Origin of the sequence: Flavobacterium sp. ov086 (genome assembly GCF_900187965.1) — a bacterium.
Classification (GTDB): domain Bacteria; phylum Bacteroidota; class Bacteroidia; order Flavobacteriales; family Flavobacteriaceae; genus Flavobacterium.
The window spans coordinates 141,395-165,488 of record NZ_FZNL01000014.1; the positions used below are offsets into that span (position 1 = coordinate 141,395).

Below are 24,094 nucleotides of genomic sequence, written 5' to 3' on the forward strand. Positions count from 1 at the left end.
ATGATTAAAAATATAATATCTAAATGGGTAATGCTTTTGCTGCTGCTGAATATTTCAACAGTATCAAACGCTCAAATTGATACCACATTTACACGAGTAAAAATGAATTACCCTGATTTCTTATCATTAGTAAACAAAAATAATTTAGGATATGCTGCCGAAAAATTTAATGTCAATATCGCTGAAGCTAATATTGAAGCTTCGAAAGTTTTTCCGGATCCTGAACTGGCAATAGGAGGCCACGACAATGGTCAACGAAGAATGCAAATGGGTTATGGTTTTTCGACTGAATTAAGCTGGACATTGGAACTTGGCGGGAAAAGAAAAGCCCGAATAAATGTAGCAAAAAGCAATAATGAACTAACCAAAGCTTTATTGGAAGACTATTTTCGAAATCTGCGCGCCGATGCAACTTTAAATTATCTAACCAGCCTAAAGCAAAAGGAAATCTTTAAAGTACAATTAACCTCCTTCACTATTCTTAAGAATATAGCTGTAGCAGATAGTATTCGTTTTAAGTTGGGTAGTATTACCGAAATTGATGCCCGTCAAAGTAAACTTGAAGCCAACTCTATGCTTAATGACGTTTACCAAAGTGAAGCCGATTGGAAAACTGCCTTATTGGAATTGGGCACTCTGACAGGGAATCAAAAAGCAGATAGTTTGTATTTGCCTATTGGCGATTTAACAAAATTTGATCGTTTATTTGATTTAAGTGAGCTTATCGTTTCTGCCGAAAATAATCGAGCCGATTTATTGGCAGCGCTAAAAAATAAAAATGTATCAGAAGATGTTTTAAAATTGGCCAAAGCAAATAGAGTTTTGGACTTAGGATTAAATATGGGAGTAGAAAGTGCCTCTGTAGTAACCAATATTGTTGCTCCTACTCCATCTTCAAATACTGTGTCGATGGGTATTAATATTCCGCTAAAATTTTCTAATCGCTATAAAGGAGAGTTAAAAGCTGCTGAATATAGTGTGCAACAAGCTGATGTTTTATATAAACAAACAGAATTACAAATCCAGACAGAGGTTAGAAAAGCATGGTTTAACTATCTCACCACACAAAAACAGGTTCGCCAATTTAATACTGGTTTGCTAGCTGATGCACAACGATTACTCGATGGAAAAATCTACAGTTATAAACGTGGAGAAACCACTCTGCTCGATGTATTAAATGCGCAACGAACCTTTAATGAAACTCAACTTAATTATTATGAAACCCTGTACAATTATGCCGCAGCACTGGTTGAACTAGAAAAAACCGCTGGCATTTGGGATATTAATTTTTAAAATAATCTAAAAAATATGAAAAATACATATACAATTTTCTTCATGCTCTTTTTTATATTAAAAATCAGCGCGCAACAAGAAGGACTTACTTTTGGAATAAGTGGCGGTTTAAACTCTGCATATTTGACAGGAAAAAATATTGATAACTTATCTAATGATGGTTATCAAAAAAGTACAATTGGGCAAACAATTGGAATTACGCTCGACAATAAAACATCTAAATACTTTGGTTTAAAACACGAATTATTTTACAGCCGACGATTTATGACAATCAAAATTAATGACGGGATAAATCCAGAATTCACAAGTAAATTTAAACGTCAGTATATAGATATATTTCCTGCCAGTCCCTGTTTTTATTATAAAGGATTTCAGGTTTATGCAGGACCATATCTGGGTGTTTTATTAAACGCTTCTGTACAACATAAAGATACCAACGGAAATACATATACTGATAAATCAATTTATGGCACTGGTGAAGCTCCAAGCAATTATAGTCAGAAAATGGATGCCGGTTTTGTTGCAGGTTTAAATTATGAATTACCAAATGGTATTAATATTGGCGGAAGATTTATCCGTGGCTTTGTACCACTAATCGAAAATGCAAATACAAAACAGCAATGGAAAATTTATAATGAGAGCTTTTTTGTTACAATAGGGTATACTTTTAGTAATCCTTGATTTTCAACAATAGATCCTAGTTGCCATATCCTTGAACAAACTGGTTAAATGATACTGATAAATCGCTAATAAAATTAGAAAACTATTGATTTAGATCAATAGTTTTTATTGACCTACCTCATCGTACAAATTAATTATCAACCCCGAAATTTGCCATTTTTAATGTGGATCTGTTTAAGCTTATTTCATATCAATGAGAAGGAAGTAATTAATCCACTGCGTAGATCAATATCTTTTGTTTGATCCTTTAATATTGGTCTATATAAAAGAAATAGATTTTTAGGAGTATCGTTTATGTCTCGTCCTGAAATAAATTGACATAAAATTTACAATTTCTAAGAAACCCAAAAAAAATATGCAAAGTCAGTCCCGAAGGCTTTCGGGATTGCACAGCTTTTTATTAGAATACTTTGGAGATCTTGAGGTTTTAAATTTCTCATTGAATATTGGAATGATATCTTAAAAAAATGCAGTTTTCAAATTCATTGATAGATATATAAAGTTAACTACTATTCTTCAAGCAAACCAGAAAGGTCTCTAATAAACTTTCTTTCTAAAATAATTATAGCAGAAAAATCATCTCCTAATCATATAATGAAAGTTTGACATCTTTGATTGGTGTCACCTTTGGATTATAAATTTAAATTGAGTAAAACAATAAAATAAGATTGCTCTCATACAAAAAAGCAGTGCTTTTGATCTGTAGAATCAAAAATCTCGTATTCCATAATATAAAAACAGGTAGAATTACGCTTAAAAATACGGATTTTACTGAGTTTATTTGTTAAAGAATTTCATCCGCAAAAAGAATAAACCAATAACTAAACTACCTAATCATGGAAAACTATTTACACGGCTTACTCGACGAAGACAACGACCTTATTGTCCAGCAATACTTAAAGTACATTGACGAGGGAATCCCGCGTACGGATAAACCAAAAGATGTATTGATCATTGGTGCAGGAATGGCAGGAATGGTAGCCGCGGGTCTTTTAAAACAGGCGGGGCATAATGTTACGATAGTCGAATCAAACACCCGTGTTGGCGGCAGGATCAAGACTTTCAGGAATTCTAAAAACAAAAAATATTTTGAAGACGACAGTGTTTATGGTGAAGCCGGTGCGATGCGCATCCCAACCATACACCAGATGGTACTCAAATACATTGATAAACTCGGACTCAAAACCGAGCCTTTTTATTATCTGTCTGTCGATAAGGAACAGGCAATTGCACATCAGGCAGACCCCACTAAACCAGAGCCGGAGGTTACTAGAAATTCCCTTTTCTACGTTAATCGCAAACGTGTTGTCCAGAATGAATATATCCCAAAAAATAAAACTACAGTTGTCGATGTAAACAAACTACTGGATTTTCATCTGGGTAGCAGCGAAAACATGCGTGCCGACCAGTTAATGGCCAATCTCATTAATCCGCTTAAGGCTTTTATTGCAGAAGATCCTGAGAAGAACTGGCCTTTGCTGATTGAACGTTACGGAGAATATTCGATGCGTCGTTTCTTAAAAGAAAATTCGATGTATTCAGAGAATGCCATCGAGATGATTGGGGTCATGCAAAATCTGGAATCCAGGATGGCCTATGATTTTATCCAAAGTTTTATTGAGCAAAATATCATCAAGGATTCTACTCGGTTTATGGAAATTGTTGGCGGAAGCGACATGCTGCCAAATGCATTCTTCAAAGCTCATAGTCTCGAAGAAAACACCTATTTTGATTGCAGGATGACCAAAATGACGCTCGTTAACGACAAGGTAAAGATAGAAGTGGATATTGAAGTACAGCGAGACTTTCAGTTTTATGAAGACGCAGGATTCAAAGCATTAAAAACGCCGATCAGTGACCTGGAATTTGATGAAGTGATTGTCACCATACCCTTTTCGGCATTAAGACATGTGTATGTAACGCCACAATTCAAGCAGCATAAACGAAAAGCAATCCGAGAACTGCACTACGATTCTGCTACTAAAATATTGCTGGAATTTCGTGAGAAATGGTGGCAGGAAGCACCTTATAATATTGTTGGTGGCGGTACGATTACTGATTTTTCGAACCGTTTCACCTATTATCCTAGTAATGATTTGGGAAGTAAAGGACATGGTGTTGTACTGGCATCTTATTGCTGGTCTGACGAAGCAAGCCGCTGGGATTCTATGGATGACGACGACAGGTATTTTTATGCGCTTAAAAACCTGGCCATCATGCACTCCGATGATGAGAAGGAACAGCAGCGCATTATCGACCTTGCTGTAATTAGCTCGAGCATCAAGGACCATAAAGAAGACAAAGCCGGAAAATTGATCGGTGCTGCAACACAAAGCTGGATGCGCGACCCGTATGCTTATGGTGAAGCGGCAATATTTAATCCAGGACAGTTACAATTATTACAGCGTCACATCATCTCAACCGAATGGAATGGAAAAGCACATTTTGCAGGAGAGCATACTTCCCTGAAACATGCCTGGATTGAAGGCGCCATCGAGTCCGGAATCCGTACCGCACTCGAGGTCAACGAAAATACTGGTAACCTGAATAACCCAATTTAAGATGTCACAGAAAAAAATCTCCGTTGCAAAATACCTGCAAATACGCCTGGAACAATTAGGACTCACGTATTTATTTGGAATTGCAGGCAATTATACCGCGCCGTTTTTAAATACGATTCACGAAGACAAAAATGCAAAAATTAAAATCGTTAACGACACAAATGAAATAAACGCCGGGCATTGCGCTGATGCCTACGCACGTCTAAACGGCTTCGCTGCAGTAGCGGTAACGTATGGCGTGGGAGCATTTACGCTGCTCAATTCAGTTGCAGGTTCTTATGTAGAGCACTGTCCCGTGCTTGTCATTAATGGAGCTCCAACCAACAAAGACCAGCAACGAAGTCTCGTTCAGGGCATGCTGGCATCGCATATGACAGGTGATATGTATAGCAACATCAATGTGTTTCGAAACGTTACCGTTGCGGCAGAACAAATCACAGGTTCATCAGATGCTCCTTATAAAATTGACGCAATCTTGAATGCCTGTATCTTATATGGAAGACCGGTTTATCTTGAGGTTTTTGAAGATGTATGGCGAATGGAATGTAATCCACCTGTCACTCCATTGGTAGAAAGAGAGTTATCTAAATGTCAAACAAGTGCACGCAAGGCTGCTCAAAGAGTAGCTGCATTGGCACGCGGAAAAGAAATTATTTTCTGGGGTGGCATTGAAATCCAGCGCTACGGTATTCAAAAAGAATTCCTGGATCTGATCGAAAGTACCGATACAGAATTTGTGACCTCTATACTCGGGAAATCAATCGTATCCGAAAACCATCCTAAGTTCAAAGGTGTTTTTAATGGCAAAGCATCTCCAAAAGATGTTAAGGAACAATTCGAAAAAGCTCAGCTAAAAATTGGTCTTGGTGTATGGACCACCGGCAAAAACCTGGGTGGTTTTGATGTCTGGAAAGAAGATACTGTACTTGCCAATCACAGCGGTGTAAGGATTGGCGCTTCTTATGTTGCCAATGTATCGCTAAGAGATTTTATTATATTTCTAAAAGAAGAACTTACCAAAGTTACTTTTAGTGCTTACGAAATGTACGATGCAGAGAAGCTGCCTGAGTCATTTTTCCTGGCTAATAACAAAATAACGAAAAAAGGAAAACCGGCTCTTACTTATGATACGTTTTTCAGCCGAATCAATAGTTTTATAGACGAGAGACATATAGTGGTTGCCGATGCTGGTTTTCCTTTATTGGGTGCCCAAGGTATTCGTATTGCAGAACCTAACGGATTCGTAGCACAGGCATCATGGCTTTCGATAGGTTATTCTGTTCCTGCAGCAACCGGAATAAAATGTGCCAGACCTGATAAAAGGCCGGTAGTATTTGTTGGAGATGGTGCTTTTCAGGAAACCTGTCAGGCTATATCTACACAGAATAAACTGAAACACGACACCATTGTTTTTGTTTTGGATAATGGTATTTACGGTATTGAACAAATGCTTGTTAATCCAAATCCGTTTCGTGGTGCAGATAAGGTAGAATATAGTGTTCCCGATTTAAACAACGTTTATGATTACAACGAAATGCACCGTTGGAAATATGCAAAACTCGTTGATGTATTTGGAGGTAAAGGTTTTGAAGTCAACAGTCTCGACGAACTCGAGGGAGTTTTGATACAGCTAGACAGCATTAAGGAAAACACCATTATACATGTAAACATACCTAAGACGTCTATTCCAGAAGCAATTGCTTATAAGACAGAGGAGCCAGGAGAGGATGAATTTCTGGATAAAAACTGGAGTTTATGTTAGGTTTAAGACGGGTTAATTTTTAAAACATTTCGTCAGGACAAACAAAAAAAGCCGTCTCAGTTCTAATTCCTGAGATGGCTATTTTAATGAATCTGTGTTTACTTATTTTTTACTTTATTATTTTTACACCTTTTTCTGATTGCACTTTGCCAATGTAAACTCTGCTCTGCGAAGTATTCATCACCAAAACTACAAATGTCTCTGACTTTGCCTCAATTTAGGATTTATTTTAAAATGGAGTTTTCTAATTTGCTACAAAAAACTAAGGCAGTTAACTTAATTATTATCTAAATTTTCAATGTTTTAAATTTTATGGCAAAATCGTGGCACATGAAGTTTTTGAAAACTAAAAATTCAGCAAAATCAAGTTTTAACGGGGCTAGGTTCGAAACTTTAAAAGTCAAAAAAACAAAAGAGACGATCAATTTTGGTCGTCTCTTTAATTATTCAAAAATTATAAATTTGTGTTCTTTTTTAGTTAGTTATATTGCTATTCTATAAAAACACCTTCTAAAACATTACCAGTAATTTTGAGATGGAAAATCAATTTTTCATAATTGAAATATTCAAATTATTAACGCTCTGACTTTAAATTTATTTTACCTTTCTGAAGTCCTTTACCTGTTACTTCCAATTGTATTGCACCTGTAGTTTTGACTGCTTTAACCAAGACCACTAGTTTACCGCTGAAAAGCTTCATTTTGTTTTCGTGAAATATTTCCAATGATGTGGCATCGCCATTGCATGCAGCCCTGTACGTTGCTGCTCCGGTTACTTTAAATTGAAGTTCATCAACTGCTGTAGGACACGGAATTCCGTTTTTATCTACAACCGAAACGGTTACAAAAGAGATATCATCGCCATCGGCTTTAATGACTTTACGATCTGCTTCGAGAATAATTTTGTATGGATCTCCGGCGGTTCTAACCTCGCTTTCGGCAGCTATTTTTCCATTTGAATCAAATGCTACAACTTTTACCGTTCCAGATTCATATTTCACATCATTCCACATTAAACGATAACGGTTTTGCGGAGTTGAATTGTTTTTTTTCTGAACGCCCATACTTTTTCCGTTTACGAAAAGTTCTGCGCTGTCATAATTGGTGTAAACAAAAACGGGAGTAATTTCGCCTTCTCTTCCTTTCCAGTTCCAATGTGGCAATATGTGAAGCGTTTTATCCTCCTTATTCCATCTGCTTCTGTACAAATAAAAACGGTCCTTAGGAAGTCCCGCTAAATCAGAAATTCCGAAATAAGAACTTCTTGATGGCCATTTTTCATCATAAGGCGTTGGTTCTCCTAAATAATCAAAACCGGTCCAGACAAATTCGCCAATAACCCACGGTTTATCATCCTGAAGCACAAAATCTTCATCAGGAACATTCGACCAGCTGCACGCTTCAAGATCATAAGACGAAGACTGAAGATCATCGTATTGTTTCTCTTTTTGCTGTACAACAGGAAATTTATAAATTCCTCTTGAACTCACCGTTGAAGCAGTTTCTGAACCCAAAATAAATCCTTGCGGAAATGATTTATAAGCTTCTTCATAAAGATGAACTCTATAGTTCAAACCTGGTACATCTAATAAAGCCCCAAAACCGGATTCCATAGTTTGTTTTACCTGATCCATTCCCACAGTTACCGGACGCGTAGGATCTTCTCTATGAAAAACATCCTGCAAAAATTTAGCTCTTGTCAAACCTTCGGCTCCATATTGATCCGGAACTTCATTTCCTGAACTCCACATTACAATACAAGGATGATTTCTCGTAGCTCTCACTAAATTTACAATATCTTTCTCTGCGTATTCTTCAAAAAAGCGATGATATCCGTTTTGTACTTTTGGCTTTGCCCATTCATCAAAACTTTCGGCAAGAAACATAAATCCCATTTCGTCAGCCAATTCAAGCTGTTCAAAAGAAGGCATATTATGAGAACTTCTAATCGCATTACATCCCATATCTTTTAGAATCGTAAGCTGTCTGCGAAGTGCCGCTTTGTTTACCGCAGCACCAAGCGGACCAAGATCATGATGAAGACAAACTCCCTTAAATTTTGTTACTTTTCCGTTAAGGCTAAATCCTTTATTGGCTTCGTATTTAATCGATCTGATTCCGAATTTTATACTTTGTTCGTCTTTTAAAGTTCCGTCGGCCGCATATAATTTAGTAATCGCTGTATATAAATAAGGCGTTTCAGGACTCCATAAATGAGGTTTTGCAACATCAATAGTCTGATGAAATTTTCCGTCTTTTATTTCTGTCACTTTCTGTGTTGCTACTGTAGTATTAGTTGCATCTTTTATCTCCGTTACCATCGACAAATTATTGCCATTGACTTCAGCTTTAAGATCGACAACAGCAGTATTTTCTGTGATGTATGGAGTTGTAATAAAAGTTCCCCATTGTACAAAGTTTTCTTCTTCTTTTACTACAATGCTCACTTTTCTATATAAACCTGCACCGGGATACCATCTTGAAGAAAATGGTTCATTAGTCAATTTTACAGCCATTACATTTTCTGATCCGGCTATTAAATCTTTCGAAATATCAATATAAAAATAGCTGTATCCATAACCCCATTCTCCAACCTTTTTTCCGTTTAAATAAACTTGTGGTTCACTCATTGCGCCTTCAAAAATAAGAAGTGCTTTTTTTCCTTTTTTAAATTCTGGAATAGAAAATGTATTGCGATACCAACCTGTACCAATATGCGGAAGTGCTCCGGTACGACCCGTTTTTTCTGTAGGCACTTTTTCTCCATTTTGTTCAATTGCCGAAACTTGTTTGTCCCATTCTTTATCAAAAGGTCCATAAATAGCCCAATCGTGTGGTACACTCACTTTTTCCCACTTTGAAGTATTAAAATCTACAGAAAAGGCATCTCCTTTTACGGCTTTAGAAAAGCGCCAGTTATCTTTTAAAACAGTAGTGGATTGTGACATCATTTTTCCAGAAGAAAAAACCAGAAGAAATACGAACAATATTGATCTAAAAATTAATTTCATTTTATGTTTTATTTTTTCACTATTAAGAGATTAAGATCATTTAGCTTAATGAAACTTAATATCTTAATGGTAAAATTTAATTTTTAATTTTTGAAAGCATCCAAAGCCGGCGACGGTTTCCCATCAGAAAGCCAAGCGTTTAATTGATAACCGCTCCAGCTTTTTTCGCCTTGCGGTTCCCAATAAATAACACCTAAACCTTTATGATCAGGTACGCTTTTTACGGCTTTTATAGTAGCTTCAAGCATTTCTTTGGTATTTTGTACTGCTGTATAATCGCCACCAACTTCTACCACCATCACTTCTTTATTGTAACGGGAAGCCATGTCTTTTAGATTATTTTCTAAATCTAAAATTGTACTTTGATAATCGGTTTTGATCCAATATGGATAATAGGATAAACCAATTACATCATATTTTACCTTATTTTCAGTCGCTTTGTCAAAAAACCATCTGAATTTTTCACTTTTATTTCCTTCGTCCAAATGAACGATTACTTTAATTTTTGGATCGATGGCTTTTGTTGCTTCGTATCCTTTATCCAGTAATTGTGCCAACTGACTGAAATTATCTGTACTTCCTTCCGGCCAAAGCATTCCACCCGGAATTTCATTTCCAACCTGAACCCATTCCGGTGTTACTCCCGCTTTTTTCAACATTTTCAAGACATCATAAGTATGTTGGTAAACATCGGTTAACAATTCAGGAAAAGAATGTTTTGCCCATGCAGCAGGTTTATTTTGTTTGCCGGGATCTGCCCATGAATCGCTGTAATGAAAATCGATCATGATACGCATTCCCTTTTTTTGCGCGCGAACCGCCATGACAACTGTTTCTTGGGGACTGCAGTGTCCGCTGGCTTTATCATCATTAGGGTTTACCCAAACGCGCAAACGAATGGTATTTATTCCTCGGTCTTTTAGTAATTGCAGACAGTCTTTTTGAGAACCGTCTGCGTCATAAAACTTATAACCTGTTGCTTCCATTTGTGGCAGCCAGCCTACATCTGCTCCGTTTGAAAAGGAGTTTTTTTTGCTAATCATTTTTGATTTACAAGAAGTAAATGCAAGGACAATTAGCATCAAAAAAGATATAATTTTAAGTAAATTTTTCATGTTTTAGTCTTTGCTGAAAGCTTGCATTACTGATAAAGCGTTGTTATCAAAACTGTATAAAGCCTGATTTTCGAATGTAGATCCGCTTGTAGATTGTGGTCCTTTAAAAGCAACCCATTCGCCTCCCCAATACGCAAATCCTTGTCCAAATTCTGATGTTTTTACGATGTTTTTAATATCCATCACAAAAGTTCTTTGTCCCGCCGGAGTTGCCGGATAACCCGCTACCAACTGATCGTTTGTTCCTACGATATTATTAGTCTGATCATTGTGCAATAGCGTAAAAGGATAAGCGGTTTCTGCAATCAGTACTTTTTTACCGAATTTCTTTCCTAAAGCATCAATAGTATTTTTTACTACTGTCAAATCTTTACCATGCCAAACCGGATAATAGGATAATCCGATATAATCGTAATCGATACTTTTCATTTTAGTAAAAAACCAATCTGTAGCGCCGCCGTCTACACCTGCATAATGAATCATTATTTTTGTGTTTGGTGCTTTACTGCGAACTGTTGCACTTGCAGCACTCAATAAAGCGATACATTGTTGTTCGTTACTGATTAGATTTCCTTGTGGCCACAATAATCCGCTATTGATTTCATTACCAATTTGGATAATATCCGGTTTTACTTCTGTAATTATTGTTGATGTATAATTGGTAACGGCTGTTTTTAAATCGGTAAAAGATAAATTTTTCCATTCTTCGGGAGTTGTCTGAGCGCCTGGATCTGCCCAATTATCAGAATAGTGAACGGTAAGCCAAACTCTTAAACCGGCTTGTCTTGCTTTTTGTGCCAATTGTTTTACTTCGTTTAAACCGGAACGACCGTTTACAGGATTTTTCCATAAACGAATTCGGACTGTATTACAACCTGTATTTTTTAATGTTGTAAGCATTGGTTCGGCTTTGCCATTGCTGTAAAATTTAGTTCCCAAAGATTCCATTTGAGGAAGAAAAGAAACATCTGATGCTCTGATAAAAGTATCCGTTGCATCAGGCGGATTTACAGCTTCTGTATCTGCAGCATCATTACTTGAGCACGAAAATTGAATTGCAGTTACAGCAATTAACCCAAGAATTTTTATATATTTTTTCATGATAGGAGTTATAATGATTGAAATTTTGAATTTAGAAGAAGCCCCAAAATAAGCTGAGGCTTCTCTTATTTTTTAATTCAATTTATGGAGTTGAAATGAACATGTAACGACCATCCAAGTCATTGAACCAGATTTCATATTTTCCAGCTTCAACAATAATATCTCCGCCATTATCTCCCCAGCTTACATCCCATTTGCCATTAGCTTTAAACTTCATTTTTCCGGCTTTTAAAGTCTGAGTAACTTTCCAGATATGTCCGTCAAAATCAGATTTTACCAAAGGAACTTCTGTATCCCAACCTGTATCATCGCCTGTTAATACAGAACCAGTTAGACCAATTGTTGCGTACATTGTCATTGGTCCTGTATAAGGCGTGATTTTGTATGTCAATTCTTCAAGATTAACTTCAAAACTATAATAACCTGAAGCTGTTGTAGGGAAAACACCCGGATCAGTATCGCTTTCTGTTGCTCTGTATTGTACTGCAGCACCATTTGTTCCGTAAGCCGGAGCCCAGAATCCAATTTGCTCTATTAATTTGAAACCGTCTTTATTAAAAAATCCTGTATAATAGAACTTTGCAGTTTCTTTTGTATCTCTGTAAATTGGCATATTGTTGCTCGTTACACTCCATCCTGCAGCAGTTCCGGGTCCTACTAAAAACAAATCAATTCTAGGGAATACGCCTCTGTAAGGCGTTAATGCAATCGTAATTGGCGTAGAATTTTTTGGCTCAGAAAGTGTTGTTCCAACCGTAGATTTAATTCTAACATCAATTGTTCCTTCAACATCAGGCGTAAGACCCAATTCAAGTGCTTTTGCATTAAGTTCTGCTACTGTAATACTTGCATGAGTAGAAGTCGATGACGTAATATCTACCGGAGCTGCAAATTCAGTATTACTGGCTGCAAACTGTAATGTATAAGTAACGATTGTAGGTGTTCCGTAACTCACTTTTTCCCAGGTAAAAGTCAAAGCAGTATTGTTAGGCGTGTCTTTATTTAAAACAGTCGAAGAACCATTATCAGGTGTAATCATAGAAAAAGCAGCTTCCTGAGGCTCCAAGATCATCAAATCTGTTTCGTTTTCACAAGACCAAAGTCCTGTAACTAAAGCAATAGCTATAAAAATTTTATATATGTGTTTCATTTTTCGTATCGTTTATGTTTTAAAAAAAGTTTAGTAACCCGTGTTTTGAGTCAAATTTCTATTGGCTCCCAATGATCCTTCCGGAATTGGGAAAACGCTCATGTAAGCCGGAATCGAAATCCCTTTTGAAGAATTTCCTTTCCACGCCCAATTGTAAGATCCTCCGGTATATTTTCCAAAACGAATTAAATCTTGTCTTCGGTGTGCTTCCCAGTGTAATTCACGCGCTCTTTCGTCAATTAAAAAATCCAGCGTTAAGTCGCTTAAAGCAATGTTTCCAATAGTCGAATTATTATTTGCTCTTTTTCTTAAAGCATTTACATAATCTAATGCTTGTGCCGTAGTTCCGTTTCCTCCTCTTAAAGTCGCTTCTGCATACATTAAATACACATCGGCTAATCTGAATAATGGAAAATCAGTATCAGCATAAGTTGAGCTTATTCCGTTTACTCCTGTTGACGTTTTATTCGAAAATTTAGATAAAATATAACCTTGAGTTTTTACACCAATATCTTCAATATCAATAGATCTTTGTTTTGCAGGATCGCCCGCAACACCTTTCCCTATGGTATTTCTTGTGTCTTGACTAAATTTTACACCATCAAATTTTTGAGCAAATTCTTTTCTGATTCGAAGTGCTCCAGTCCAGCCACCAATTCCAAAATCGGCACCATTGTTTTCCCATGCACCAATTTGTCCGTTTGTTAAAACCGTTGTCGCTCCCCAGTTTTGAGAAACTGCTCCATCTGATTGGATTCCGAAAATAATTTCTTCAGATGTGTTGTTATCTGCTTTAAAGTTGTCCAGATATTTTGGCTTCAAAGTATATCCGCCTGCAATGATTTCGTTACACATTGTAATACAATCATTAAAACGATTTGCCTGAATATATACTTCTGCATTCAAATACATTTTTGCCAAAATCATACGTGCCATAGATTGGTCTAAACGTCCGTATTCATTTGTTCTTGCTGCTTTTAAATCTGGTAAAACCGCTTTTAATTCCCCTTCGATAAAATCAAATAATTGTTTTCTGTTAAACTCAGGTCCGGCAAAATTTACAGGATCATTTTCGGTGTACATTGGTGCTTTTCCAAATAAATCCATCATGTTATAATACGCATACGCTCTTAAAACACGAACTTCTTTACGCCAAAGTGCAATATCTGCCAGTGTTGCAGCATTTGTAATACCTCTTGAACTTAGTTTTTCCGGTGTACTCTGACGTAAAAATTCGTTTGCATACGAAACAGAAACCATGGTTCTACTAAACATTCCGAGAATAACAGGATTTGCCGGTGTCCAGATATTACGTTGTAATTCTGCCGTTCCTCCGTCATTTTCATAACTCCAAACCAGTTCGTCTGTAGTTAATTCCTGCATGTACAATAAACACCTTGTAAACTGGCTTGTTCCGGCATCTACACCTTCAAGCGAAGAATCATTAGGACCAATAACTCCTGTTAGAGTTAAATTTCCGTAAACTCCTGCGAAAGCTTTTTTATATCCGTCAGGCGTAGAAAATAATACATCAGAAGAAAGAACGTCGTCATCTTTCGAAACTACGTTTAAATCATCTGTACATGACTGAAAAACCAAAGTCAATGCTACTATTGCTATTACTATATATTTTTTCATGATTGCTGTATTAAAATTTAAGATTAAGACCAAATAATACTGATCGTTGTCTTGGATAAATCGTTTTGTCTACACCGTTGTTTGTAATTTCCGGATCTAAACCAGTGTACTTTGTAAGTACAAAAACGTTCTGAACTCCAGTTGATACTCTTAACGACGCTTTACTGTTTAGCCAATTGTTTAAAGTATATCCTAACGTAACGTTGTCCATTTTTAAGAATGAAGCATTCTCGATATAAAGATCTGACAATACTACATTTGAAGTAGTGTGAAAATTAGTATCCAATACCTGAGACGGAACATTACTTAAAACTCCACCGTTTTCCATAGCATCATATTGCGCTCTGCTGGCGTCTACGGCATTAAAAATTCTGTTACCAATACTTGCTCTTAAATTGAATGAAAAATCGAATTTTTTATAATTCATATTGGATGCAAATCCTAAAGTAAAATCAGGATCAGGATTATTATAAATGTATTTATCCGAATCATTTTTGATATTATCGCCATTTAAATCTGCAAAAGCACCTTCAATTGGTTTTCCTTCATTATTGTATAATTGTTTGTAAACGTAGAAAGAATAAGGTGTATAACCTTCTCTGAAAATTTGTCCCGGAGTTCCTGTTCCTGCAATATTGTCTCCTAAAAAGATATCGCTTCCGTTTACCAGATTTTTGATTCTTCTTTCGAATTTGGAAATATTAAAATTCATATTCCAATTGAAATTCTGTGTTTTAATGGCATTCGCATTAAGCGTAAACTCGACACCTTTTGTGGTAAAGCTTCCTACGTTTTGATATACACGATTAGAAAAATTACTACCATCAGATATTGCTGCATTTACCAATAAATCTTTAGATTCTTTGTAATACACATCAAGTCCCGCAGATAAGCGATTGTCTAAGAAACCGAAATCAAGACCTGCATTATAAGATGTAGTTTCTTCCCATTTCAGGTTATTTGTTCTTTTTGAAGGAAGTGCAACCGGAACCGGACTTGTACCAAAATAGTATTCAGAATTTCCGCTGCCAACCTGGTATTTTTGCAAGTATCCGTTAGGTTCAGGAATATCTTGTTGTCCTGTAATACCGTAACTTAATCTTAATTTTAAGTCCGATAATACGGTACTTTCTTTAAAGAAATCTTCTTTGATCTTCCATGCAAAAGCTACAGAAGGGAAATTTCCCCAACGATTCGCTTCTTCAAATCTTGAAGAACCATCTCGTCTATAAGACAGCGTTAGTAAATATTTGTCTCTGAAATTTAAGTTTGTTCTCGCAAAAAATCCTAATAAAACAACATCTGTATCCAGCGTAGTTTCAGGAAATGTTGATGGTAAATCCGGATTTAGGATATTACCAGTTTCAAATTTTGAACTTTGAAATTTTTGATACGAATAACCAGCTGTCGCTTCAAAATTCAATGATTTGAATGTTTTATTATACACTAAATAAGTATCTAATAATTTATTTTTTCTCGTTGCTTCTGTATATTCATTTGTACCATACGGAATGTTGTTGTTTGATGGAGCAGAACCTGCATCAGCACCAACCAATCTTCTTCTGTCTCCATTTGATTCATCATAACCAACATTTACAACGGCTCTTAAAGCAGGTAAAAAATGGAATTTATAATCAATTTCAAAATTTCCAAAAATCCTGTCATTCGTTCCTCTGTCATTGGTATTCAACAATTGCGAAACAGGATTTCTTGCAGCAGTTGAAACTAACGGATAATTTCCGTTGGAATCAATTCCGGTAGTATATTCAAAATAACCTCCATAAGGCGCACCGTCAACTTTTATGGGCTGAGTTGGGTCAAAACCAATTGCAGCTCCTTCAACAGCATCTGTAAATCTGTTTTTTTCGTTGGTATAATTTGCCGAAAGTCTCAATTTTAAATGATTGTCAAGGAAAGTTGGATTCATTACTAAACCAACCGTATTTCTTTTGAAGTTATTCGTCAAACGCAAACCTTGTTGATCTGTATTTCCTAAGGTTAAACTCGTTGGAATGATATTGAATAAACTTCCTCTAACGGCTAAACTTTGATCAATCGTTCCTGTGTTTCTGTAAATTGCTTTTTGCCAATCTGTATTTGCAGTTCCCAGTTTATTTTGATCATCGCTTCTTCTGTCGGCGATAACACTTCTAAATTCATCTGCACTAAAAACATCAACAGTTTTTGTCAATGTTCCTGCAGCATATTGTACATTATAATCTACAGATAATGCTTTGCTTCCTTTTTTAGTAGTGATAATAATAACACCATTTGAAGCGCGAGAACCATAAATTGCAGAAGCCGATGCATCTTTTAAAACCGTAATAGATTCTACCGTTGCAGGATTTAATGAGGCTAAAAATGAAGAAGATCCCGTATTTGTAGTATTATCCAGAGGTAATCCGTCGATAACAATAAGTGGATCATTACTTGCAAAAAGCGAACTTCCTCCTCGAATTCTGATTTGAGAACTAGAACCCGGAGCACCCGTTGAATTTACGGTTAAACCGGCTACTCTTCCATTAAGAAGATTCTCCGTAGTAATGTTATTTCCTTTGTTAAAGTCTTTGGTCGTAAGTGCGGTAACAGATCCTGTTGCGTCTTTCTTTTTAACGCTTCCGTAACCTACCTGAACAACAACTTCTTTCAGTTGATTATTGTCTTCTTCAAGATATACAGTTATATTTTTTTGTCCCGCAACCGCGACAACTTGATTGGTATAACCGGTATAAGAAAACGCAATCTGACTATTTGCTTTTACTCCATTTAATTGAAATTTTCCGTCAAAGTCAGTAGAGGTACTAATGTTTGCCCCTGATACTTTTATGTTTACTCCTGGTATGGGTTGCTTGGTAGATTTTTCCAAGACAATACCACTAATTGTGCCCTGAGCAAAAACACAAAAAGGAAGTAAGAGCAATAAAAGTAAAAATTTGGATTTAATTATTTTCATACTTTTTTAATTGGGCTGGTTTAAGTTAGTTTTTATTAATTAAGTGTTGGTTACAAAATGATTGTAGAGCTATTAGTTTACTCTTTCTTTTACGATAAGAAAAGGTTTTGCTCTGTACTTTTTAATTGAAATGTTGGTCATGTTTAAATTGTTTTTGGTTAAATAATTGGTTAGTTTGTTTTCGTTGATTTACTAATTAACTATTATTACTCAATCGTTATAGCTTATCAACTCATTCTGCAAATTAAGCACAGAGTATGGTATTTAGACAGGGAAAAATTCATTTATAAAAGGGGACAATTTCGTAAAAGTGTTCATAAAACACTTAATAAAAACATATTCTTTAATTTTTTACTCCAAAAAAAATCAAAACATGAATTATTAACCTTTATAATCAGAGATTTAATAATCAAATAGTTTGCGGTTTTTAATCGGTATATTCTCAAAAAAACAATTTCAAAAGGTCTGAAATCTTAAAAAAGAAAATTTTAAAAACGGATCAATTTTAAAACCTTCGAGAGAAAAAAAATTTTTACCGCAAAGAGCGCTAAGTTTTTTTAAATATGCCAAGTTTAGTAAAAACGCAAAGTTCGCAAAGCTTTGTATTGATTTAGCTTTGTGATCTCTGTGCTTTTTTAAAGCAATCTTAAATACAAATCTTTGTGTTCTTTGTGGTAAAAAATATTAAGCTTTTAGCAAATAAAATCCGTTTTTATCAGCGTCAAAATTAGACACTGATTTTACTGATTCGCTAAAGCGAAAACGCTGATAAAAACAGATTTTTCTAATTAAAATCTATATTTCTATGTGTATAATTTAATTTTTATACAACCAGCAGGTTATTGTAGATCTAAAAAAACCAGTAGTGTTTTTTAAACATTACATAATAATTGTGTTAATTTCGCAAAGTATCAGATTTCAACTATTTTCACATAAAAAATTGATTCAGCTTTTAGATCGTATCCCTTTTATTTTTCATATATCAAAGAATAGCACGCTTTTAAAAAATTTTCTATGAATAAGCTAAGGTTCTTTCTTATTATCGTCCTTCTGTATATAAATGCATTTGGACAAAATTACCCGATAAGACATCTTGATATTTCATCGGGACTTTCGAACAATTCTGTTGCATCAATATATCAGGATCAAAATGGCTATATGTGGTTTGGAACTTTTGATGGATTGAACAGATATGATGGAAACGATTTTAAGATTTACCGCCATATTCATACTGATCCAAATTCGATTCAGGGAAATGCTATTAGCTGTATCGAAGGTGATTTTGAAAATAATTTGTGGATAGGAACAACTGCCGGACCTGTAGTTTTTAATGCAGAACGATCTTCTTTTAGTCCCTTGAAATATTATGATACGAACAAAAAAATCAAACCTTTAAATGTTACCGCTTACGAAATAATTGCAATACATTCTCTACACATCATTCTTGTCGCTGCAAAAGAAGCGATCGTAGTTTATAAAGAAGGTGAGAAAATTGGAACGGCGATTCCTTTCAACGGAAAACTAAATTACATCGCAAGATCAATTTCTTATAATGCAAAAAAGCAAATCTTTTATGTTTTTATAACCGGAACTGGTCTTTGCCAATATGATATTAAATCACAAAAACTAACGCTTCTCAACAATACAATTACGGGCGCAAATTGCATTAAGTTGACAAATGAAGAGCTTTGGATTGGTTCAGACGAAGGCGCTTACTTATATAATGACAATCTGAATGCGTATTCGAAAAATTACTTCTCGGAAAAAACGGTTGTACGCGATTTTTTTCAACAGGAAAACAGACTTTGGATTGCTACTGATGGTGCAGGACTTTATACGATTACCAAAAATCAATCTACTCCAATTTTATATCATGCCAACGGTCCAATTCCGTTGCTTAACAGTAAATCTTTGTATGATATATTCCAAAGCAAAACCGGAGAAATGTGGTTCGGAACCTTGCGTGGCGGTGTAAGCATGATGGGAAAAAAACCGCTCGATTTTAATCATTTTAAAAGCAAAGATCCGCTGACCAATAAAGAAGATGAAGATCCTGCCGCAAACTTCATGCTTTCTTTCTGCGAAGACGAAAAGAAAAATGTCTGGATTGGTACTGATGGCGCGGGAATGCGATATTGGAACAGAAAACAAAATACTTACGATGTTTATTCAACAACATCTCCTGCAGGCAGAAAAATTCAGAGCAACTTTGTTACAAGTATTGTAAGGGATTCTGATAATGCCATTTGGGTTGCGATGTGGAAAGGCGGTGTTTGCCGAATTGATCCTAAATCTAAAACAATTCAGAATTTCTTCATTTATAATCAAATCACCAAAAAAGCAGAACAGGAATCTTGGCTGCTGTTTATAGATTCGAAAAAAACGCTTTGGCTTGCCGTTACTAATGGCGGAGCATTATATCAATTTGATAAAAAACAAAATAAATTCATTTGCTACAGCACAGCTTTGCGCGATGTTACTTGTCTTTATGAAACCAAAGATGGAAAAATCTGGGGCGGAACTTTCAATTCCTTTTTTGAAATAGATCCAAAAACAAAGAAAGTAAAAAACTATCATTCAGAATATACAATAAGATGCATAACTGAAGATGAAAACAAAAATCTTTGGATTGGTACTGTCGAAGGTGGTTTGCTTTTATTCAATAGAAAAACAGGCACTTTCAAAAAGTACACCACACAAAATGGCCTTTCGAGCAATACAATCCTTCGCCTTCTTGAAGACAAAAAAGGGAATTTATGGATGAGTACCTATCACGGAATTTCAAGATTGAATCCGAAGAACAATACTTTTAGAAACTTTGGCGTTTCTGATGGACTTCAGGGCAGTCAATTTAGCTGGAATGCAGGTACGAAACTTTCGACTGGAGAATTTATTTTTGGCGGTATCAACGGATTCAATGTTTTTGATCCCGATAATATAAAAGACAAAAAAAATACTGGTAAATTTTTATTGAATGATTTGCTGGTAAACAATCAGTCTTTAAAATTGGATAGTCCTTTTATCACAGAAAAAAAGCTTGAAATGATAAGCGCAGCTGAACTTCCTTATGAAAAATCGGCAGTAAGTTTTGATTTTGTGTATCTTGATTATGTCAATTCCGAAAAAATAAATACGGCGTATTTTCTTGAAGGATGGGACAAAGACTGGAATTATACCTCAAAAAATAATCGTGCAAATTATTCCCGATTGACAGAAGGAACTTATGTTTTTAAGGTAAAAACTACCGATGTTTTTGGAAATTGGACCAATGAAGTAAAGCTAGCAACAATAAAAATACTTCCCCCCTGGTACAGAACATGGTGGGCTTATCTATTTTATTTAATCGCTGCTGCGGCTGCCATCTATGCTTATGTGGGTTATCATAAAAATAAGGAAAGACTTCGCTACGAGATTAAACTTGCCCGAATGGAGCATAAAAAAGATAAGGAACATGCCGAAAAGCAGTTTTCAATGTTTACTTATATGGCGCATGAATTGCGAACTCCACTATCTTTAATTATAAATCCGCTAAAAAGTGCCATTGACAGAAAAAAACCTTCTGAAGATGATCTTGACATTAATCTCGCTTACAAAAATGCCAAAAGATTATTGAGTCTTACGGATCAATTACTTTTGTTTAGAAAAGCCGAAACGGATCTTGACGAACTCAAAATTTCTAAGATTAATTTAAACAGTTTGTGCCGCGAAATCTACGAAAGCTTTACGCAAATGGCAGCGGTTAAAAGTTTAAATTATCAGTTTATTGAAGAAAAAACATCTGCTGAAATATATGGAGATTATGAAAAAATAGAGATTACGCTGTTTAATTTAATCTCAAATGCTTTCAAATTTACACCAAATAAAGGATATATAAGTATTGAGATCATCGAGAATACTGCTGATGTTTCGATTATTATAGCAGATACCGGAAGCGGAATTAATGAGAATGATCTTGATACTATTTTTGAAAAATTCAAGCAAATTCAGTCTAAAGCCAGCAATGGTTTTGGAATAGGACTTTATGTGGCGAAATATTTTGTGACTAAACATCACGGCGAAATAACCTGTAAAAGTGAAGTAGGAAAAGGTACTTCGTTTACTATTATTCTTCCGAAAGGGAAAAGTCATTTTGCACAAATGAGCATCAATGAAAATCATCCGCAAATGTCGCCTCTTGTGGGTGAACTTCTGGAAGGAATGCCAGCCGATCGCCAAAATACACCTAAAACCAGCGATCAATCCTCAAATCCGGAAAGTATACAAGAAGAACTAATCAGTACAAAAAAAGTACTTTTAATTGTTGAAGACAATCCCGAAATGAATCATTATCTGGTACAGCTTTTCACCAAAAACTATATTGTTTATTCGGCAGTAAATGGAATTGAAGGACTGAAACTTGTCGAAAAACACATGCCTGATATTGTATTAAGCGATATTTCGATGGAAGGCATGAACGGTTTGGATTTATGCAAAAAAATCAAACAGAATGATGATTTAAGCCATATTCCGGTGATACTTCTCACGGCTACAACCAGCAATGATATTCATTTGCAAAGTATTACCGAAGGTGCGGACGATTATGTTACCAAACCTTTTGACAGCGAAATACTTCTCGCGCGTGTAGATTCTGTTCTTAGAAACAGAGGGCAATTGCGCAAATATTTCTTAGACAGTATTACACTTCGTGAAAATGTCAATAAGGTTCCTGCTGAATACAAAGAGTTTCTTGATAAATGTATCGAAATCGTCGAAGCCAATCTTGAAAACAGTGAGTTTAACCTAAAGACTTTTTCCGCCGCAATGGGTATGAGTCATTCAAGTCTTTACAAAAAGATTAAGGCAATTTCGGGGCAAACCGTAAATGTTTTTATCCGATCGATCAGAATCCGCAGAGCCGCAGTAATTATGCTTACCGAAAATATTAATATCGCACAGGTTGGCCCTCAAGTTGGTATAGAAGATCAGCGTTACTTCCGTCAGCAATTCATAAAATTGTTTGGGATGAAACCTTCAGAGTATATCAAAAAATATAGAAACTCTTTTAATAAGGAACTAAATATCATTCAGAAAAAAGATATTACATAACTAAAGTTTTAATGATTAAAACTTTAGTAAATTCACTGAGATTAAAATAAACATATTACTGCAAAATAACAACATCAAAATGAAGAAAAAGGGAAACCTTTATTCTTCCCACCGCTATTTATAAAAGAAATTCGTATTTTTAATTTCAAAAGAAATCCGAAACCAATTATCAAAATCTAAAAATATGCGTGCTATTCTCTTCTTAACTGCAATTCTACTAATGGTTTCTTGTAAAAACGAAACTAAATCTGAATCTCTTAAAGACTATTTTACTTACGATTCCAATAATACTGTAGAATCAGCTGGTGTAAAAATGATACCAATTCAAACACCTGTCGGAGAATTTAAAGTATGGACGAAACGTTTTGGCAATAATCCAAAAATAAAAGTACTCTTATTACATGGCGGACCAGCAATGACACACGAATACATGGAGTGTTTTGAAACATTTTTTCAACGCGAAGGATTTGAATTTTACGAATATGATCAACTAGGATCTTATTACAGTGATCAGCCAAAAGATAGTTCATTATGGACTACAGAACGTTTTGTCGAGGAGGTAGAACAAGTACGTAAAGCAATTGGAGCTGATAAAGACAATTTTTATGTTCTAGGAAACTCCTGGGGCGGGATCCTTGCGATGGAATATGCCTTAAAATATCAACAAAACCTAAAAGGTTTAATGATTGCGAATATGGTTGCCAGTGCTCCAGAATATGGAAAATACGCCGATGAAGTACTTGCAAAGCAAATGAAACCGGAAATCTTAGCCGAAATTAGAGTATTAGAAGCTAAAAAAGATTTTAGCAATCCACGTTATATGGAATTGCTAATTCCAAATTTTTACAAAAAACATTTATGTCGCTTAAACGAATGGCCAGACGGCTTAAATCGTGCGAGCAAACATATCAATGGAGAAATCTACACCTTAATGCAAGGACCAAGCGAATTTGGAATTAGCGGTCGTTTAGCGAAATGGGATATAAAAAATCGTTTACACGAAATTACAATTCCTACCTTAATGATTGGTGCCAAATATGATACAATGGATCCAAAAGCAATGGAAGAACAAAGTAAATTAGTTCAAAAAGGAAGATTTTTATTTTGTCCAAATGGAAGTCATTTAGCCATGTGGGACGATCAAAAAGTTTTTATGAATGGCGTTATTCAATTCATAAATGATGTTGACTCTGAAAAATTTTAAGATCATACATAAAACATAAGAAAAAGCACTTTTAAAAACTTTCAACGGAGCTTAAATATAGACTTCTTCTTATTCAGATTATCTAATCTTTTTGCCTAATCCCCCTTTTGCACCTGATCCGTTTTCGGGTTGATCCCCAGAAAGATGATGCCCCCGATAGCTATCGGGGGTCCCAGATAATTATAGTATTTTTGTAAAACAAAAAACCCCGTTTCGTTAGAAACAGGGTTTTAAAAAGAAAGGCGACGACATACTCTCCCACATAACTGCAGTACCATCTGCGCAGGCGGGCTTAACTACTCTGTTCGGGATGGGAAGAGGTGAGCCCCGCCGCAATAACCACCTTAAGGTCGTTGTTACTTGAGGTAACTTTTAATTATTAATTATCAATTATAAATTGTTAATTATCAATTAAACAATATCTTAACATACTGAGATAAAGAAACATAAAAGTATTAGAAAGTTTCTTCTCTCTCGTCTTTTGGACGAGAGAGAAAAGGGTGTACATAAGCTTACGGATTATTAGTACTACTCGACTATG

General features: G+C 35.5%; 12 protein-coding genes and 1 rRNA gene. 6 read left to right on the forward strand and 7 right to left on the reverse strand.

What is annotated here, in order from left to right; genetic code table 11:
• The 4 genes from CHB81_RS15915 to CHB81_RS15930 all read left to right on the forward strand — a co-directional run bounded on the left by CHB81_RS15915 (position 1) and on the right by CHB81_RS15930 (position 6,297).
• Positions 1–1,293 (forward strand): TolC family protein, encoded by a 1,293-nt coding sequence (locus CHB81_RS15915; RefSeq protein ID WP_089352850.1) that lies wholly within the window; start codon positions 1–3, stop codon positions 1,291–1,293.
• A gap of 15 nt (positions 1,294–1,308) precedes the next feature.
• Positions 1,309–1,974, forward strand: a complete 666-nt coding sequence (locus tag CHB81_RS15920) for an outer membrane beta-barrel protein (RefSeq protein WP_089352851.1) — start codon at positions 1,309–1,311, stop codon at positions 1,972–1,974.
• 836 nt (positions 1,975–2,810) lie between these two features.
• Positions 2,811–4,535, forward strand: a complete 1,725-nt coding sequence (locus CHB81_RS15925) for an FAD-dependent oxidoreductase (protein ID WP_089352852.1) — start codon at positions 2,811–2,813, stop codon at positions 4,533–4,535.
• 1 nt (position 4,536) lies between these two features.
• Complete coding sequence (locus CHB81_RS15930; RefSeq protein WP_089352853.1) at positions 4,537–6,297, forward strand: alpha-keto acid decarboxylase family protein; 1,761 nt, start codon at positions 4,537–4,539, stop codon at positions 6,295–6,297.
• Positions 6,298–6,871: 574 nt separating this feature from the next.
• On the opposite strand, the gene CHB81_RS15940 is transcribed toward CHB81_RS15930, so the two are convergent.
• The 6 genes from CHB81_RS15940 to CHB81_RS15965 form a co-directional block, all read right to left on the reverse strand.
• Positions 6,872–9,307, reverse strand: a complete 2,436-nt coding sequence (locus tag CHB81_RS15940) for a DUF4982 domain-containing protein (RefSeq protein ID WP_089352855.1) — start codon at positions 9,305–9,307, stop codon at positions 6,872–6,874.
• 83 nt (positions 9,308–9,390) lie between these two features.
• Entirely contained in the window at positions 9,391–10,350 is a 960-nt protein-coding gene (locus CHB81_RS15945) for a glycosyl hydrolase 53 family protein (protein ID WP_254921130.1), read from the reverse strand.
• A 75-nt stretch (positions 10,351–10,425) separates the two neighbouring features.
• Positions 10,426–11,523, reverse strand: coding sequence for a glycosyl hydrolase 53 family protein (locus tag CHB81_RS15950; protein ID WP_254921131.1), 1,098 nt, complete (start codon positions 11,521–11,523; stop codon positions 10,426–10,428).
• A gap of 82 nt (positions 11,524–11,605) precedes the next feature.
• Positions 11,606–12,673 carry a SusE domain-containing protein gene (locus CHB81_RS15955; RefSeq protein ID WP_089352857.1) on the reverse strand — a complete coding sequence of 356 codons (1,068 nt, stop codon included), beginning with the start codon at positions 12,671–12,673 and terminating at the stop codon, positions 11,606–11,608.
• 30 nt (positions 12,674–12,703) lie between these two features.
• Positions 12,704–14,311 carry a RagB/SusD family nutrient uptake outer membrane protein gene (locus CHB81_RS15960; protein WP_089352865.1) on the reverse strand — a complete coding sequence of 536 codons (1,608 nt, stop codon included), beginning with the start codon at positions 14,309–14,311 and terminating at the stop codon, positions 12,704–12,706.
• Between the two features lie 10 nt (positions 14,312–14,321).
• Positions 14,322–17,264, reverse strand: a complete 2,943-nt coding sequence (locus CHB81_RS15965) for a SusC/RagA family TonB-linked outer membrane protein (protein WP_089352858.1) — start codon at positions 17,262–17,264, stop codon at positions 14,322–14,324.
• Positions 17,265–18,278: 1,014 nt separating this feature from the next.
• Here CHB81_RS15965 and CHB81_RS15970 point away from each other — a divergent pair.
• Positions 18,279–22,349 (forward strand): two-component regulator propeller domain-containing protein, encoded by a 4,071-nt coding sequence (locus CHB81_RS15970; RefSeq protein ID WP_089352859.1) that lies wholly within the window; start codon positions 18,279–18,281, stop codon positions 22,347–22,349.
• Positions 22,350–22,533: 184 nt separating this feature from the next.
• Positions 22,534–23,553, forward strand: coding sequence for a proline-specific peptidase family protein (locus CHB81_RS15975; protein WP_089352860.1), 1,020 nt, complete (start codon positions 22,534–22,536; stop codon positions 23,551–23,553).
• Positions 23,554–23,790: 237 nt separating this feature from the next.
• On the opposite strand, the gene rrf is transcribed toward CHB81_RS15975, so the two are convergent.
• Positions 23,791–23,900 (reverse strand): 5S ribosomal RNA (gene rrf / locus CHB81_RS15980).
• Between the last annotated feature and the right edge of the window lie 194 nt (positions 23,901–24,094).